The organism is Pseudoalteromonas sp. J010 (assembly GCF_003934235.1).
Classification (GTDB): Bacteria; Pseudomonadota; Gammaproteobacteria; order Enterobacterales; family Alteromonadaceae; genus Pseudoalteromonas; species Pseudoalteromonas peptidolytica.
On record NZ_RDBW01000008.1, the window covers coordinates 46962 to 62121 of the forward strand.

Below are 15160 nucleotides of genomic sequence, written 5' to 3' on the forward strand. Positions count from 1 at the left end.
AATGGCAAGCGTAGGTATTTTTTTCGGCAGCGATACTGGTAACACTGAACACGTTGCTAAAATGATTCAAAAAGAGCTGGGCAAAAAACTGGTAGACGTAAAGGACATTGCAAAGAGCAGTAAAGAGGAAATTGCTGAATTTGATTTACTCCTTTTTGGGATCCCGACTTGGTACTACGGTGAAGCACAGTGTGACTGGGATGACTTTTTCCCAGAGTTAGAAGAAATTGATTTTGAAGGTAAGCTAGTCGCTATCTTCGGTTGTGGTGATCAGGAAGATTATGCCGAGTACTTCCTTGATGCAATGGGTATGATCAACGACATCGTTTCCGAGCGTGGCGCTATTGTGATTGGCCATTGGTCAACTGACGGCTACGATTTTGAAGCGTCTAAAGCTGTTGTAGAAGACGGTAAATTTGTTGGCCTTGGTATTGATGAAGATCGTCAGCCTGAGTTGACAGAGCAGCGTGTTAAACAATGGTGTGCGCAAGTATACGATGAAATGTGCCTAAGCGAGTTGGAAGATTAATCCATTTGCTTTGCACTTGTTGCCCTAGCAAGTTATTCTTAGGTTTAGCGTCGTGAATATTGACCTAAGACAAATTATAACCAACAGATTGAGACAGATTTAATGACTGATCACAACTTAGAGCTTAAAAAGGCTGGTTTAAAAGTAACACTGCCACGTATCAAGATTTTAGAAATCCTTCAATCTCCTGATAATCAACATATCAGTGCAGAGGATGTATATAAAATCCTTTTAGATAAAGGTGAAGAAATTGGACTCGCTACAGTATATCGAGTATTAAACCAATTTGATGATGCTGGGATTGTCACACGCCACCACTTTGAAGGCGGTAAATCTGTATTCGAACTTTCTGGTAGCACACACCATGACCATTTGGTATGTTTAAAATGCGGCAAAGTTGTTGAGTTTGAAGATGACGTCATCGAAACAAGACAAGAAGAAATTGCCAGCGATAATGGTATTAAACTTACCAACCACTCACTTTATTTGTATGGTGAATGTGAAGATAAAGAAGCTTGTAAGAAATACGCAGAAGAAAATGGTAATTAACCAAATCTTTTGCCTCTTTAAGCAATAGGCCAGCGTCAAGCTGGCTTTTTTGTATTCAAAATTGATTTTCTTGTGTAGAGGAAATTAATACCAATTCTCTTAATTGAGTGGTCTATATTGAGGCGAGAAAACCTTGTCGATAACTCCGCTAACGCGACCTGCTCTCGCTAAGGGACCTAAATCCTGTAGGCAAAGCGAATTTACGAACCAATAGCAGGCTATTGGAAGTGAATTCAACACAGTTAGCGCTAAAACTGGCTGCTAGAAAGGCATTAATTATCCGAAGTTCAGGTTAAATGCTTTTGGGTTTTTTGGAAAAAAACTATCAGGTTGGCGCTCGCATAAGTCAAACTCACGTGTGTTCTTGTAAGGCAGTTTCATAAAGCCCGCTACACCATAATCTTGAATGCTAACAGCGTACTGCATGATCCGAGTCAATAACGATTTAAACTGTGCTTCTTTATTGGCGTCAAGTAGTCGGTAGTAATAATGAATTTTCATCCTATCTTGTAAAGATTCAAAAATGATGCAACCAGTATGGTGAATTTGATTGAGTTCGAACACACATTGGATGATCTGTTTTGGCAGCTGAAGCTGCTCATCAGGGTCTTTACCGTCTTCAAAATAGGAGTGTGGCCGTGTAATTTCATTACTTGATGTGTCACTGACACTATATTCGAGCTCAGGAAGTTGTTCAAATTGAAAAGCACTAGTGCCGTCACGAGTCAATTGAATAGTTTGACGCGCGTCGAACAAGCAGCATTTAAACAAACCTTTTTGTTTTATCCCCTGTGCAATCATTACGGCGGCGTTCAACGCGTCTTTAAATGCCAGATTCAATGTTTCATCGTGTAAAATCAGGCTTGACTCGACAAATACTTGAGTATCTTTCCAGTGAAAACTCAAGCCACCTACTACAGGATATTTTGCCAAACGGCTGATAGACGCCAAAAACGCTTTCTCGGTGTCGCCGGTATCAAATAAAAACTCTTTATAGTATCTGTCGAGCTGCGCATCATTTACATCTCTTAGATTGTGCTTATCGTCAGCACGGCGCAAAAACTGCTTTCGGGAGCTATATACTACCGTTTCTGGCTTTACTTCAGTCTCATGTGTCCAAAATGGGATGCGAGATTTTTTTTCTGAAAGGATTAACTCTGGCAGATACATTTTCGCCATTGCAGGCATGTTACGCACAAAGTAATCCCCTGCACTGTCTCTCGTTGCTTTGTCTTTGCTAAGCATGCCATCCAGCACTTGGGCAAATACCTTGGGAAGCCCCAGAGCGCTGGCTGGGAGTACCTTTGCGCCAAACCGACATGATTGTGCACTTGCCAGCGCATAAATTGTTGATGCTACTCCTTGCTCATCAAAGCGTGGCGAAGACTGCGCCCCTGACATTTGCTCATCACCAATAAAATACACATCTCCCATCCTAGCATTGGTTGTGCTCACATCAGATGACATCAAGTCCATGATATTACTCGCGATAGGCTCACCGAAAATATCGACTTGCGCATAAACCGAGCTACCCCAATCAACTAAGGAGAAATTATCTGTCGCCTCATCCCAGACAATATTAGATGGTTTTATATCTCCGTGTACAATAGGCTGAGGAGACATGCCATTGCGGCGCTCACGTAGGTCAACCAATACGTTTCTCAGTTTCAAAGCAAGACTTACTAATTCATGCGCTTGAAAGCGACCTTTCCTGAGCGAGATTTTCTCTAAATCTTCTCCTGGCGCACGCTCCATCATTAAAATACCTTGCTTTTTTGCTCGCTCAAACGCATAAAACTTAGGGATCATTGGATTGTCAAGTTGCGACAACATGTAACCTTCGTCTTCAAGCCTGTCGCGAACACTTTGGGCAAGTGTGATCCGAGAAAATTTAAACACCCACTCCTTGCCAATATCACTTGTACCTGCGAATACAAAACCAAATGCACCAGATCCAATCACCTCAACGTTTTTATAGCCAAGTAGACTCAGTTGCTTTTTACAAATATTAAGCCACTGACGGTGTTTTTTTGCGTCAATATGAGACAGTAGATAAATAGACTGTTGCTCATTGATATAGAAGTGCTGGATGGATTTTTCAGACATAATATCGGATAACGAAAAGGCTATAAAAAAGGCCGACATAAGTCGACCTCATCAAGAGTTAACCTTGCTGTTCTATCTTAGCCCACGAATCACGCAGACCAACAGTTTGGTTAAACATCAGCGCTTCTGACTTATTGTCACGGCAGAAGTAACCTAAGCGCTCAAACTGATAACCTTGCTCTGGTTTTGCGTTGGCAAGTGCAGGCTCAAGTTTAGCATTAGCAATAGTTACCAAAGAGTCTGGGTTTAACACTTCCGTGAAATCATCAGCTGCAGCAGGGTTTGGTACCGTAAACAAACGGTCATACTGACGCACTGGCGCTTCGATACAATGCGAAGCAGATACCCAGTGAATTACGCCTTTCACCTTACGACCATCTTCCGGGTTTTTACCTAAAGTATCAGGGTCATAGCTACAGTAAATTGTCGTAATATTACCGTTTTCGTCTTCTTCTATGCGTTCAGCTTTAATCACATAAGCGTTACGAAGACGTACTTCTTTACCTAGCACCAAACGTTTGAACTTTTTATTCGCTTCTACGCGGAAATCTTCTTGTTCAATATAGATTTCGCGCGTAAACGGCAACTCACGCTCGCCCATCTCTAATGTAGGATGATTAGGCGCTCGAAGCATTTCAACTTTATCTGCGTCAAAATTTTCAATCACTAACTTAACAGGGTAAAGTACCGCCATAGCACGTGGTGCATTTTCGTTTAGGTCGTCACGAATACACGCTTCAAGCATACCCATTTCAACCATGTTGTCCATTTTGGTTACACCAATACGCTTACAAAATTCACGAATAGCGGCAGGTGTATAACCACGACGACGAAGCCCTGCAATCGTCGGCATACGTGGGTCATCCCACCCTTCAACATGACTATTTACAACTAGATCATTAAGCTTACGCTTTGACATTACTGTATATTCGAGGTTTAAGCGAGAAAACTCAATTTGCTGCGGGTGACACTCGATGCTGATGTTATCCAATACCCAGTCGTACAAACGGCGGTTATCTTGGAATTCTAGTGTACATAGTGAATGCGTGATCCCTTCAAGCGCATCGGAAATACAGTGCGTAAAGTCATACATTGGATAAATGCACCACTTATCACCAGTTTGATGGTGGTGGGCAAAACGTACTCGGTAAATAATCGGGTCGCGAAGCACCATGAATGAGCTTGCCATGTCAATTTTAGCGCGCAGTACACATTCACCCTCTTTAAACTCGCCATTTCTCATTTTTTCAAATAAGGCTAAGTTTTCTTCCGGTGACGTATCACGATAAGGGCTATTTTTGCCCGGCTCAGTTAACGTTCCACGATATTCACGCGCTTGCTCGGGAGATAAAAAACAAACATACGCTTTACCGTTTTCAATTAGCTCTACGGCGTAGCTATACAACTTGTCGAAATAGTTTGATGAATAACAAATCTCACCATCCCACTCAAAGCCAAGCCACTGAACATCCTCTTGAATAGATTTAACGTAGTTGATGTCTTCTTTTTCTGGATTGGTATCATCAAAACGTAGGTTACACTTACCTTGATAATCTTGGGCAATACCAAAATTTAAGCAAATTGATTTTGCATGACCAATATGCAAAAAGCCATTTGGCTCAGGTGGAAAACGTGTGTGCGTAGACGCATGTTTGCCACTGGCAAGATCCGCATCAATAATGTTGCGAATAAAGTTTGATGGGCGATTTTCAGTTTCCGCCATAGGAAATCTTTCCTCTGAATTATGCTCTAAGTTAACCTCGGCATTATTACAAAAACTTAGCCGAACTTACAGCAATTATCTGCGCTGTATCAGGATTTATTCATTAGGTTAAGTATTAATCAGCTTTTTGTGACAAATTTTGTTCTAGCGCAATATTTCCTTCACAACTTCATCCTATAGTTGCGCCATTAAAGTACTCAACCACCGAGTATTGCTTAAATTACGTTACCTAGGAAAGGACAAAGTAATGGCTTCAATGAATTTAAATCGTGTTTACATCTCAACTAAAGCTAGAAACAACCAATATATTCTTGCCGAGTTTAAGCCGGACGATAAATTTTATGCGTGTTTTGACTCTGTTGCAGCATGTTACGAGCGCTTATCTCGCCAATTATTTGCACTGTGTGATGAATATGAATTACATAATGTTCATGTTATCGCCAATGATAAGTTACCAGTCGTTCGATATCATGATGAAGCCTACACCATGCAAACCGACAAACAAATTTTGTTTTTTTATAACCCTAAATTTCATGAAGCGCACCAAACCTATCTCGGTGATGGTTATCAAGCACGCAAAATTCGCTTGCTATTTTTAGCCACAGGTAATGAATTACGTGCCAATGCAGCACACTTTCATAACAAAGTAAAAAAAGTACTGGATGCGCTAAAAGACGGCTTCTCTTCTGTAGAGCCACAGTTTAGAGTGCGAGACCATCAACACTTGACCTACGACGTATTTGCAAAAGCAAAGGGTGACAAGGAGTCTTATGGCTATAAGCTAAGAGCCTTGTATCCACGTTATCAAGCTCGGCACTGTGCCTTGCCTGATGTACACAGTGAAATGACTTATGTAACATTTAATATTCCTGTGTCTCGTGCAATCAAAACTGAATTTCAAAGCCAAATGCGCTCAGGTGATTACGGACAATTCTACCGCACACTTGAAGATGCGTTTTTATCTTCCTGCGCGGACAAACAGCTCAATATGGTAGCCATGGTAGCAGATGGGCGTTTACCGATTGTTAGAAGTGCAAAAATCGATAAGTCCGATACTAATCGAGAACTGCAAAAGTTAAGTTTTAATACCAGCTCAGATGATCACCAAATTTATTCACTATTTGATGAAACACACCTGGTAGATACTCTGCGTTTTGTTATTGTCGCCAATGACAAGGATAAAAAAGACATGGGCTATGGCCGTTTTATGAATCACGTAGAGACTGCAATAAAACGCTTCGTCGCTCAGCTACCCATCAATATCGAGAAACAAGATGTCAATGTGCGTTTCTTTCAACATATAAGTTACGACTACTAAGTGCAACGTTCGGGCGCTCACCTTCTTGGTGCTGCGCTCCTAGCTAAGGCAGTGAAATATGTTCGAGCTTATCTTCAGGGATCGTAGCAAATCTCCCTCCTCGCCAATCTTGTTTGGCTTGCTCGATACGCGCTTTGCTAAATGATACAAAATTCCAATCTATATACGGCGTTTTCGAAAAAGCTTGTCCTCCGAGTAATATCACACGACTGTTTTTACTAAAGTGTAATTTTATATCGTCCTCTTCAAGTAATATAAACGATTGTGATCCATAAGATGTATTTGACACCTCTACTTCACCATAGATCACATATATGCCGATTTCTTGTGATTGATTTGGTCTTTCAAGATAGCTGCCAGCCTTTGCCATCACATCTACGTAAAACATTGGAGAAAACGTTGGTACAGGCGCATGCAATCCATAAGCACTCCCTATAATGACTCTTGTCATCACTCCATCGAGTTGTCTTGTTGGTAGCTGCATTCGATTGACATGTGAAAAACTCGGCTCAATTTCAGCATAATCTTCAGGAAGCGCGACCCAACATTGTAAACCATGGATAGCATGGGGTTGCGCTTTGGTTTCAAACGACTCTCTCTCCGAGTGCACAATGCCACGCCCTGCCACCATCCAATTTACATCCCCAGGATGGATCTCAAGTTGATTCCCAAGAGAGTCACGATGGAGCAAGTTACCTTCAAACAAATAAGTGAGGGTTGCAAGCCCAATATGCGGATGCGGCCTGACATCGATACCATCACCAATACTGAATTTGCCGGGTCCCATTTGATCAAAAAAGATAAAAGGACCCACCATGCGTTTGGCGCGCTGCGGAAGTACGCGGTTTACTGCAAGACCACCGATATCATGTGCTTTGCCATTTAGTTGAATTGCCATTACTTTGCTCCATCATGTTTTGTTTTATTATGGAGCTCAGTAACCAGAAGTAAAATGCGCAATTAAAGATACAAGCATTCTAGAAAATAGAATCACACCGCTTTATGCCAAGTGAGGCCTGAATATGGTTGCTGCTGCAAACTTTTTAACCGACTTTGCAAACTACCACTATGGATCTCAAGTTTGTGATGATCTGGGTCTAAAAAATACAAAGAATCTCCCTCACTGCTGTTTTCTTTCCACACCCCAACCCCTTTTTCTAATATCGTTTTAGAAAAAGCCGTAAAGTCTTCAGCGGTAATGTTAAACGCTATATGGCTATAATCTGAGCTCGGAGCGGGCTCTCCCAAAGATAAACAAAGCCATACATCACCGAGACTTAAATACGCGCCTTTATCCCAAGATACCCATAGTTCAAACCCTAACAAGCCAGAATAAAAATCTACTGATGTCTTGAGGTTAGATACAGCTATTGTTATGTGATTTAAGCCTGTTAGCATGTTCATCTCCCTACAAATGAAAAAAGCCGCGACCAAAGGTACAACGGCTTTAACAACCAGAATTATTTTTCTTGATGTAGGCTAGCTACAAAAAGAAGCGTTACAGCGCCTGCTCAAGCTCAGGTAACGCATCAAAAAGATCCGCAACCAGACCGTAGTCAGCCACTTGAAAAATCGGGGCTTCTGGATCTTTGTTGATAGCAACAATGACCTTAGAATCTTTCATACCAGCAAGATGCTGAATTGCGCCACTGATCCCAACTGCAATATATAAGTTAGGCGCCACAATCTTACCGGTTTGGCCAACTTGCATATCATTAGGCACAAAGCCCGCATCAACAGCAGCACGCGATGCACCAATCGCAGCCCCTAGTTTGTCAGCAACACCATTTAGCAAAGCAAAGTTTTCACCGTTTTGCATACCACGGCCGCCTGAAATAACAACCGGTGCCGCAGTTAATTCAGGGCGCTCAGATTCAGTTTGTTCAATGCTCACAAACTCACTCACTTGAGAGGCAATACTTTGCGAGCGCGCTTCAATATCACATGCAGCTTGCGTATCAGCGGCATCAAATGCTGATGCGCGTACAGTAATGACTTTTTGCGGGTCTAGTGATTTCACGGTCGCAATTGCATTACCCGCATAAATTGGACGCTTAAAAGTATCAGCATCAATTACATCGATAATTTCAGAGATCTGCGATTTGTCTAATAACGCCGCAACACGTGGCGCGATATTTTTACCTGTGGTAGAAGCTGAAAACAAAATGTGCGAAAAGTCACTTGCTAACTCAACAACCAACTCAGATGTATTTTCTGCCAATTGGTGTGCGAATGACGCATCGTCAACTGCTACTACTTTCTGTACACCTGCAATCTGAGCTGAGTGATCCGCAGCCTCGGCAATGTTGTGACCTGCAACTAATACGGTAACGTCGCTTGCGATTTTTGTTGCAGCAGCAACCACCTTAGCGGTTTCCGGTTTTAGTACACCACTTTCGTGCTCAGCAATAACTAATACGCTCATGAGATCACCTTTGCTTCTGTTTTTAACTTGTTTACTAGCTCTTCAACACTCTCAACCATCACGCCACCAGAGCGCTTGGCTGGCTCTTCAACTTTTACCAGCTCAATACGAGGAGCTAAATCAACGCCTAATGAATCCGCAGTGATTACATCTAGTGGTTTACGTTTAGCTTTCATAATATTTGGCAGTGAAGCATAACGCGGTTCATTCAAACGCAAGTCTGTTGTCACCACAGCTGGAAGTGATAGCGACACTGTTTGCAACCCGCCATCAACTTCACGCGTCACTTGCACTTTATTGCCGTCAACTACAACTTTAGAGGCAAAAGTGCCCTGAGCACGCTTAGTTAACGCCGCAAGCATTTGTCCCGTTTGATTGTTGTCTGAATCAATAGACTGTTTGCCTAGAATAACCAGTTCTGGGCTCTCTTGTTCGACGATTTTGGCTAGCAGTTTTGCGACGTGCAAAGATTCAAGTTTTGCATCTGACTCAATATGAATTGCTTTATCCGCACCGAGTGCAAGTGCAGTTCTTAGCTGTTCTTGGCAAGCTTTGTCACCGATAGATACCGCTATAACTTCAGTTGCGGTTCCTGCTTCTTTTAGGCGCACTGCTTCTTCAACTGCAATTTCACAAAACGGGTTGATTGCCATTTTTACGTTGCTCAAATCAACATCACTGTTGTCAGGTTTGACTCTTGCCTTTACGTTGTAATCAATCACGCGTTTGATTGGCACAAGTACTTTCATGGTTACTCCATCATCTGGTTATTCTCTAAGCTGACGTCTACGTCAACAAATTATTTTGCTGGATTCAGACTACTTCCTGTTGACGTAAACGTCAACCTCAAATAACCTTAGTTTAACGAAATTCAAACTAAAGCCTCTCTTTAGTTAATCTACCGTCAAATAGTGTGAGGTTAATTATGGTCGAACGAGAAACCATGGAGTTTGATGTTGTGATAGTAGGTGCAGGCCCCGCGGGCTTATCCTGCGCTATCCGACTCGCTCAACAGGCCCAGGAAAAACAAAAAGAATTAATGATTTGTGTAGTCGAGAAAGGTTCTGAAGTCGGCGCGCACATTTTGTCCGGTGCCGTATTTGAGACTAAAGCACTAGACGAACTGATCCCTGATTGGGCTGAAAAAGGTGCACCAATAACCACTAAAGTCACCGGTGATGATATTTATTTATTCAAAGATGAGCACAGCGCCACCAAATTGCCACATTTACTTGTGCCTAAAACATTTAAGAATGAAGGTAATTATATTGTTTCAATGGGGAATGTATGCCGTTGGCTCGCTGAACAAGCCGAACAGCTTGGAATTGAAATATTCCCAGGCTTTAGTGCCCATTCATTGATCATTGAGGACAAGCAAGTAAAAGGTATAGTTACCGGAGATATGGGCCTTGATAGGGAGGGTAAGCCAAAAGATAGTTACATGCCAGGTATGGAACTCAGAGCAAAGTACACGATTTTTGCAGAGGGTTGCCGAGGCCACTTAGGTAAATCACTCATCTCAGAATTTGAGCTTGATAAAGAGGCTTCTCCTCAACACTTTGGCATCGGTTTCAAGGAAATTTGGCAAGTTGACCCAAGCAAACATAAAGAAGGCCTTGTGGTTCATGGCACAGGTTGGCCACTTGACAACAGCACCCATGGCGGCTCCTTTATGTATCATGGAGAAAATAACCAAGTCGTAGTCGGACTCATTATTGACCTTAATTACTCAAATCCCCACTTGAGTCCATTTGATGAATTCCAGCGTATGAAACATCACGACACTTTTGCCCAAGTTCTTGAGGGTGCTGAGCGCGTTGCATATGGTGCTCGTGCCATCGCAAAAGGTGGCTTCCACAGCTTGCCTAAAATGCACTTCCCAGGCGGATTACTTATCGGTTGTGATGCAGGCACTCTCAATTTTGCTAAAATAAAGGGTAACCACACCGCAATGAAATCTGGCATGCTGGCTGCTGATGCTATCATTGACGCCCTAGAGCAAGAGCATGCCCCATCAGATCTCGCAAGCTTTGCTGATCTGTTCAAAGCGAGTTGGCTTTACGATGAACTTTATCAGTCTCGTAATTTTGGTCCAGCAATGCATAAGTTAGGCCGTATTATGGGCGGAGCCTATAATATGATCGACCAAAATATTTTTTCAGGCTCACTACCATTTACTATTAAAGATGAACATGCTGATCATGAGCAGCTTAAGCTGGCATCGAAATCCAAAAAGATAAGTTATCCAAAACCAGATGGTAAATTAAGCTTTGACAAACTTTCCTCTGTATTTTTATCGAATACCAATCATGAGGAAGTACAACCATGTCACCTTCAATTAAAAGATTCTGATATTCCAATCAAAGTTAATTTAGCGAAGTTTGACGAGCCAGCACAACGATACTGCCCAGCGGGCGTTTATGAAGTCAATGAAAATGAGCAAGGCGAAAAACAGTTTGTCATTAATTCGCAAAACTGTATTCATTGTAAAACCTGCGATATCAAAGATCCGAGCCAAAATATTACTTGGGTGACGCCAGAAGGCGCTGGAGGTCCAAACTATCCCAACATGTAATACTAATACCAATTTGATTTAATACTTGCTCAATTTGAAGGAGTAAATCTGACGCTAACAGTGTTAAAAATTTCTCATTTAGAACAACTAAATAGCAAAATTTTTGCCTAGTTATCGACAAGATTTTCTCGCCTCAAAATAGAGCACTTAATTAAGCAAATTGGTATAATTTATCCTAAATTGCGGGGGCGAAATGCCCCTTTCTTTCCTATACTTAGCTTAAAGTCATCGGAACTAGAGCTAAACCTATGTCGCAACAGTCCGTCACCTTCAGATTTTTAGCAGAGCCTACTGATGTCAACTTTGGCGGCAAAGTACACGGTGGGATGGTCATGAAATGGATAGATCAAGCTGGATACGCTTGCGCCGCTGGTTGGAGCGGCAGCTATTGTGTCACCGTTTCAGTGGCAGGTATGCGTTTTCATCGTCCGATTTTAGTTGGTCAAATCGTTGAAGTGTCCGCGCGCATTGCGCATACTGGCAATACGAGCATGCAGATCTTTATACAAGTCCGCTGTGGAGACCCAAAAACTCAAAGGTTGGTCGAAACTAATCACTGCATCATCAGCTTTATTGCCATGGATCAAGCAGGATACCCCATTCAGATCCCGCAATTTAAGGCGAAAACAGAAGAAGATAAAAAGTTAGAAGCGTATGCGGTAAAAATGAAAGAAATCGCTATCCAAACAGAGTCTTTACTAGAGCAAACATTGAGCGACAAATAATTCTGCTCAAAAGATGAATAATGAAGCATCAAATACTTGCTGAGTCTAGTGCCGGCAGGCATCAACAAAAAGGCTAACTATATGCGACATACCTCAGCAACACGCTGCTTATGTAAGCAAAAGCTTAATTTTGATATCACCATGGCCTTTCAGCCGATCGTTGATATTAACTCCAAGTCGATATTCTCTTATGAAGCACTAGTGAGAGGAAAAAACGGAGAGAGCGCATTCGAGATATTAAGCAATGTCAATGAAGATAACCTATATGCGTTTGATCAGCGTTGCAGAGTAACTGCGATTGAGACGTTTTCAGCGCTGAGCCAAACGGATAATCTCAACATTAATTTTATGCCGCAAGCTATTTATGAACCTCAAGCTTGCCTCGAGACTACCATAAAAAGTGCCAAACGATGCCAGTTTCCAACGAAACAGATTATTTTTGAAGTAACCGAGCAAGAGCAAGTGATTAGCCGCTCTTTTCTCACAACAATTTTCAAAACATATAGAGAGAATGGATTCAAGACTGCTATTGATGATTTTGGTGAAGGGTATGCAGGCCTTAGCTTGCTTAGTGGGTTTCAACCTGATCTTATTAAACTTGATATGTCGCTGATCACTGATATTCAAAACAATCATGCTAAGCAAGCTATTCTCAAAGGCATGATCGTCACCTGTGATATGCTCAATGTGAAACTACTCGCAGAGGGAGTTGAGACTCGGGCTGAATACGAGTATCTCAAGCAGGCTGGACTAACCTTGTTCCAAGGTTACTACTTTGCCAAACCAGTTATAGAGTCGCTTCCCACAGTTGACTGGCATAAAGTGTGACAAACCCGAGCGAGGACAACACAGAGAGTAATCACTAGAATATTTTAGCTCATATTATTTAACTAGGTATCAGTAAGTTGCTTATTTTTTGACATCATTCACGCTTAAGTTTTGTTCTTGATGCTTACTAATTAGTCATAGCTGTGGTAGGATCCGCGCCGAATTTTTTGGCTTAGGTTGGTTTGTGGTGAGAAATGTACAATTTTTAGTAGTAGACGACTGTTTAACAGTGCGCAATCTTGTACGTAACATCATCCACACTCGCTTGGGCTCAGACAAAGTCATCCTAGCGACTAATGGTGTGCATGCGATTCAAATTCTAGAGTCTCACCCGATTGATATTATTATTTCAGATTGGAATATGCCTGAAATGAATGGCGAGGAACTACTATATCATGTCCGGAACAATCACCAGCTAAAAGATATTCCATTCATCATGATGACCTCCAACGGCGGCCGCGATTTTGTCATTACAGCAATACAAAACGGAGTAAGCCATTTTGTCGTTAAACCATTCAAAGCTGAAAAACTAGAAGCAGCAGTTAACAAATCATGGAATAGTGCAAGCAAACGCCAATCTACTCGACACTCAGCGCTACCTCCACATAAGGCGCTAATATACTCGGGACGCACTCTTATCAATGGACAAATTACAAACATTAGCCGAACAGGTATGCAGCTACAAGCTCCTTATTCTGAGGCATTAAAATTATTCCAAACGACCAAGTTTGACGTTACATTCGAGCACGATACCGGCTTAACATTACTGAATTTAGCCGCTCTACACGGCACTATCGTGCGCATTGAAGTAAACGATGAGCGGGTAAAGGACTGTCTCTTTGGTGTTAGATTTGATCTAGAGGCATTTTCAGAGACAACTCAAGTTAGCGTTGACGCGTTGTTGGACTTCTTAGATAAGCAAGCACCTGACGAAGTCAATAACGATCATTAAACCCACTAGTAGCTTCCGCCTTTGGTATTAAAGTAGATTTCGCGCTAGTGTAAATATCACCTTTTCACTTGCAGCAATAGCCTCTTGCTTACTTAAATTCCCTTCTTTTAGTAGTTGTACGCTCACTTTTTCTGCTTCTTGACTGAGTAAAGTATCTAATTCTTTGGGGCTAACTACACCATCGGATAAGTTTGACACGATAGCTTGTAGTGATGCGCGACGATTTGAAATTGCGCTTATAAGTATAGGTCTGAGTGGCGACGAATGGCATAGGGCTTGTTGGCAGCTTTGATGAACTTTTTTATAAAATTCCATGACAACTATATACCATTTCTTATTTTTTGCGCTCGAAGCTTTTCCTTTAGCCCTTGAATAGGCTTAATCTCAGCGACGAGTTTTTTATATTCGTGCGCACGGGTACCAAGAATTTTATCGCACTGATGCTGTGAATTGTCATTAAGTTGGTAAAATAACTGTTGCTTATCCATAGAGAGAGAACCAATCTTATTTTGTTTACAACTTTATACTAAAAATCAAAATAAAATAATTACACCACATTACAGCGATGGCACCCTTTTGAGATTTTGTGAAAAACACAATTGATAGTAAACTCACGCTACTTAGATTTAGATAGAGAAAACGGTGGAACCTGTCAAAATTCAGCCCATTGGCTATATTCAATCACCTTACAAACAAAAATTCGCTATTCCAAGACAACCAAGGCTTGTCCCTGAAGCAAAAGCCAAGTTGCGCTTTGTCGGCGAATTTAATCGCGAAGAATTTGTTCGTGGGATTGACGAGTTTACGCATATTTGGCTGCTATTTCGTTTCCATGAAACGGCTGATAAAGGTTATTCTGCTCTCGTTCGTCCACCAAGATTAGGTGGTAATGAACGCAAAGGTGTATTTGCGACTAGGGCAACTTTTAGACCTAATGGCATTGGCATGAGTGCAGTAAAACTCGAGGGTATTGAATACAAAAATGGTCAACTAGATTTATTATTAGCTGGAATTGACCTATTAGATGGTACACCCATTATTGACATCAAGCCATACCTTCCATACTCAGATGCCTTGGTGGATGCTACCGCAGGCTTTGCAGACACCAGACCTGAAACACAAATGTCAGTCAGTTTTTCAGATGATGCTGCAACCTTTATCGAAAAGCAAAAACAATACCCAGAACTAAAACAGTTTATTACGAACGTACTTAAACAAGATCCTCGCCCTGCATACAAGAAAAAACGTGCATCACAACAGAGCTATGGTATGAGTTTATATGATTATAATATCCGCTGGAGCGTAGATGGTGAGCACAATCATGTCACTGAGATTTCGTCAGCTAAATAGTGAACGCCGCAGCTTACCAATAAACTACTAAATTATGAAAATGTTTAGGTATTAAAGCTTTTTAAGCGGCAATAGCACTG

Annotated in this window: 16 protein-coding genes; 8 read left to right on the plus strand and 8 right to left on the minus strand. The window is 41.7% G+C overall.

All coding sequences use genetic code 11. The features are described from left to right. The first annotated feature begins 1 nt into the window (after position 1). Both fldA and fur read left to right on the plus strand, forming a co-directional pair. Positions 2-529, plus strand: coding sequence for a flavodoxin FldA (fldA, locus tag EAG18_RS05580; RefSeq protein ID WP_125251413.1), 528 nt, complete (start codon positions 2-4; stop codon positions 527-529). Between the two features lie 102 nt (positions 530-631). Then, positions 632-1078 carry a ferric iron uptake transcriptional regulator gene (gene fur / locus EAG18_RS05585; RefSeq protein WP_125251414.1) on the plus strand — a complete coding sequence of 149 codons (447 nt, stop codon included), beginning with the start codon at positions 632-634 and terminating at the stop codon, positions 1076-1078. Positions 1079-1354: 276 nt separating this feature from the next. On the opposite strand, the gene EAG18_RS05590 is transcribed toward fur, so the two are convergent. Both EAG18_RS05590 and glnS read right to left on the minus strand, forming a co-directional pair. Continuing rightward, positions 1355-3184, minus strand: coding sequence for a protein kinase (locus EAG18_RS05590; RefSeq protein WP_125251472.1), 1830 nt, complete (start codon positions 3182-3184; stop codon positions 1355-1357). 58 nt (positions 3185-3242) lie between these two features. Next, positions 3243-4907, minus strand: a complete 1665-nt coding sequence (glnS, locus tag EAG18_RS05595) for a glutamine--tRNA ligase (RefSeq protein ID WP_125251415.1) — start codon at positions 4905-4907, stop codon at positions 3243-3245. Positions 4908-5154: 247 nt separating this feature from the next. Between glnS and EAG18_RS05600 the strand changes: the two genes are divergently transcribed. Beyond that, on the plus strand, positions 5155-6225 hold the full coding sequence (locus tag EAG18_RS05600; RefSeq protein ID WP_125251416.1) for a DUF3083 family protein: 1071 nt from the start codon (positions 5155-5157) through the stop codon (positions 6223-6225). A gap of 43 nt (positions 6226-6268) precedes the next feature. Here the strand turns inward: EAG18_RS05600 and EAG18_RS05605 are convergent, their stop codons facing one another. The 4 genes from EAG18_RS05605 to EAG18_RS05620 form a co-directional block, all read right to left on the minus strand. Continuing rightward, complete coding sequence (locus tag EAG18_RS05605; RefSeq protein ID WP_125251417.1) at positions 6269-7123, minus strand: pirin family protein; 855 nt, start codon at positions 7121-7123, stop codon at positions 6269-6271. 92 nt (positions 7124-7215) lie between these two features. Then, entirely contained in the window at positions 7216-7623 is a 408-nt protein-coding gene (fos, locus tag EAG18_RS05610; RefSeq protein ID WP_125251418.1) for a fosfomycin resistance glutathione transferase, read from the minus strand. A 100-nt stretch (positions 7624-7723) separates the two neighbouring features. Next, the gene (locus EAG18_RS05615; protein ID WP_125251419.1) at positions 7724-8650 is read right to left on the minus strand and encodes an FAD-binding protein; all 927 of its coding nucleotides are present in this window, start codon (positions 8648-8650) and stop codon (positions 7724-7726) included. Further along, the gene (locus EAG18_RS05620; protein WP_125251420.1) at positions 8647-9399 is read right to left on the minus strand and encodes an electron transfer flavoprotein subunit beta/FixA family protein; all 753 of its coding nucleotides are present in this window, start codon (positions 9397-9399) and stop codon (positions 8647-8649) included. The genes EAG18_RS05615 and EAG18_RS05620 overlap by 4 nt, the downstream gene beginning before the upstream one ends. Before the next feature lie 176 nt (positions 9400-9575). On the opposite strand from EAG18_RS05620, the gene EAG18_RS05625 reads away from it, so the two are divergent. From EAG18_RS05625 to EAG18_RS05640, 4 genes are all read left to right on the plus strand, one after another. Next, positions 9576-11225: an electron transfer flavoprotein-ubiquinone oxidoreductase gene (locus EAG18_RS05625; protein ID WP_125251421.1), complete on the plus strand. Its 1650-nt coding sequence runs from the start codon at positions 9576-9578 to the stop codon at positions 11223-11225. Between the two features lie 248 nt (positions 11226-11473). Continuing rightward, the gene (locus tag EAG18_RS05630) at positions 11474-11950 is read left to right on the plus strand and encodes an acyl-CoA thioesterase (RefSeq protein WP_125251422.1); all 477 of its coding nucleotides are present in this window, start codon (positions 11474-11476) and stop codon (positions 11948-11950) included. Between the two features lie 81 nt (positions 11951-12031). Then, positions 12032-12778, plus strand: coding sequence for an EAL domain-containing protein (locus tag EAG18_RS05635; protein WP_125251423.1), 747 nt, complete (start codon positions 12032-12034; stop codon positions 12776-12778). 187 nt (positions 12779-12965) lie between these two features. Then, positions 12966-13730 (plus strand): response regulator, encoded by a 765-nt coding sequence (locus EAG18_RS05640; RefSeq protein WP_125251424.1) that lies wholly within the window; start codon positions 12966-12968, stop codon positions 13728-13730. A 27-nt stretch (positions 13731-13757) separates the two neighbouring features. On the opposite strand, the gene EAG18_RS05645 is transcribed toward EAG18_RS05640, so the two are convergent. Both EAG18_RS05645 and EAG18_RS22135 read right to left on the minus strand, forming a co-directional pair. Continuing rightward, positions 13758-14045 carry a hypothetical protein gene (locus EAG18_RS05645; RefSeq protein WP_125251425.1) on the minus strand — a complete coding sequence of 96 codons (288 nt, stop codon included), beginning with the start codon at positions 14043-14045 and terminating at the stop codon, positions 13758-13760. A 5-nt stretch (positions 14046-14050) separates the two neighbouring features. Further along, the gene (locus EAG18_RS22135; protein WP_185745558.1) at positions 14051-14218 is read right to left on the minus strand and encodes a hypothetical protein; all 168 of its coding nucleotides are present in this window, start codon (positions 14216-14218) and stop codon (positions 14051-14053) included. 154 nt (positions 14219-14372) lie between these two features. On the opposite strand from EAG18_RS22135, the gene tsaA reads away from it, so the two are divergent. Then, positions 14373-15080: a tRNA (N6-threonylcarbamoyladenosine(37)-N6)-methyltransferase TrmO gene (gene tsaA / locus EAG18_RS05650; RefSeq protein WP_125251426.1), complete on the plus strand. Its 708-nt coding sequence runs from the start codon at positions 14373-14375 to the stop codon at positions 15078-15080. Positions 15081-15160 lie beyond the last annotated feature (80 nt).

Excerpts from the sequence above, each read along its gene's own strand:
- fldA (WP_125251413.1), top strand. The coding sequence starts at position 2 with ATGGCAAGCGTAGGTATTTTTTTCGGCAGCGATACTGGTAACACTGAA.
- fur (WP_125251414.1), top strand. The coding sequence starts at position 632 with ATGACTGATCACAACTTAGAGCTTAAAAAGGCTGGTTTAAAAGTAACA.
- EAG18_RS05590 (WP_125251472.1), bottom strand. The coding sequence starts at position 3,184 with ATGTCTGAAAAATCCATCCAGCACTTCTATATCAATGAGCAACAGTCT.
- glnS (WP_125251415.1), bottom strand. The coding sequence starts at position 4,907 with ATGGCGGAAACTGAAAATCGCCCATCAAACTTTATTCGCAACATTATT.
- EAG18_RS05600 (WP_125251416.1), top strand. The coding sequence starts at position 5,155 with ATGGCTTCAATGAATTTAAATCGTGTTTACATCTCAACTAAAGCTAGA.
- EAG18_RS05605 (WP_125251417.1), bottom strand. The coding sequence starts at position 7,123 with ATGGCAATTCAACTAAATGGCAAAGCACATGATATCGGTGGTCTTGCA.
- fos (WP_125251418.1), bottom strand. The coding sequence starts at position 7,623 with ATGCTAACAGGCTTAAATCACATAACAATAGCTGTATCTAACCTCAAG.
- EAG18_RS05615 (WP_125251419.1), bottom strand. The coding sequence starts at position 8,650 with ATGAGCGTATTAGTTATTGCTGAGCACGAAAGTGGTGTACTAAAACCG.
- EAG18_RS05620 (WP_125251420.1), bottom strand. The coding sequence starts at position 9,399 with ATGAAAGTACTTGTGCCAATCAAACGCGTGATTGATTACAACGTAAAG.
- EAG18_RS05625 (WP_125251421.1), top strand. The coding sequence starts at position 9,576 with ATGGTCGAACGAGAAACCATGGAGTTTGATGTTGTGATAGTAGGTGCA.
- EAG18_RS05630 (WP_125251422.1), top strand. The coding sequence starts at position 11,474 with ATGTCGCAACAGTCCGTCACCTTCAGATTTTTAGCAGAGCCTACTGAT.
- EAG18_RS05635 (WP_125251423.1), top strand. The coding sequence starts at position 12,032 with ATGCGACATACCTCAGCAACACGCTGCTTATGTAAGCAAAAGCTTAAT.
- EAG18_RS05645 (WP_125251425.1), bottom strand. The coding sequence starts at position 14,045 with ATGGAATTTTATAAAAAAGTTCATCAAAGCTGCCAACAAGCCCTATGC.
- EAG18_RS22135 (WP_185745558.1), bottom strand. The coding sequence starts at position 14,218 with ATGGATAAGCAACAGTTATTTTACCAACTTAATGACAATTCACAGCAT.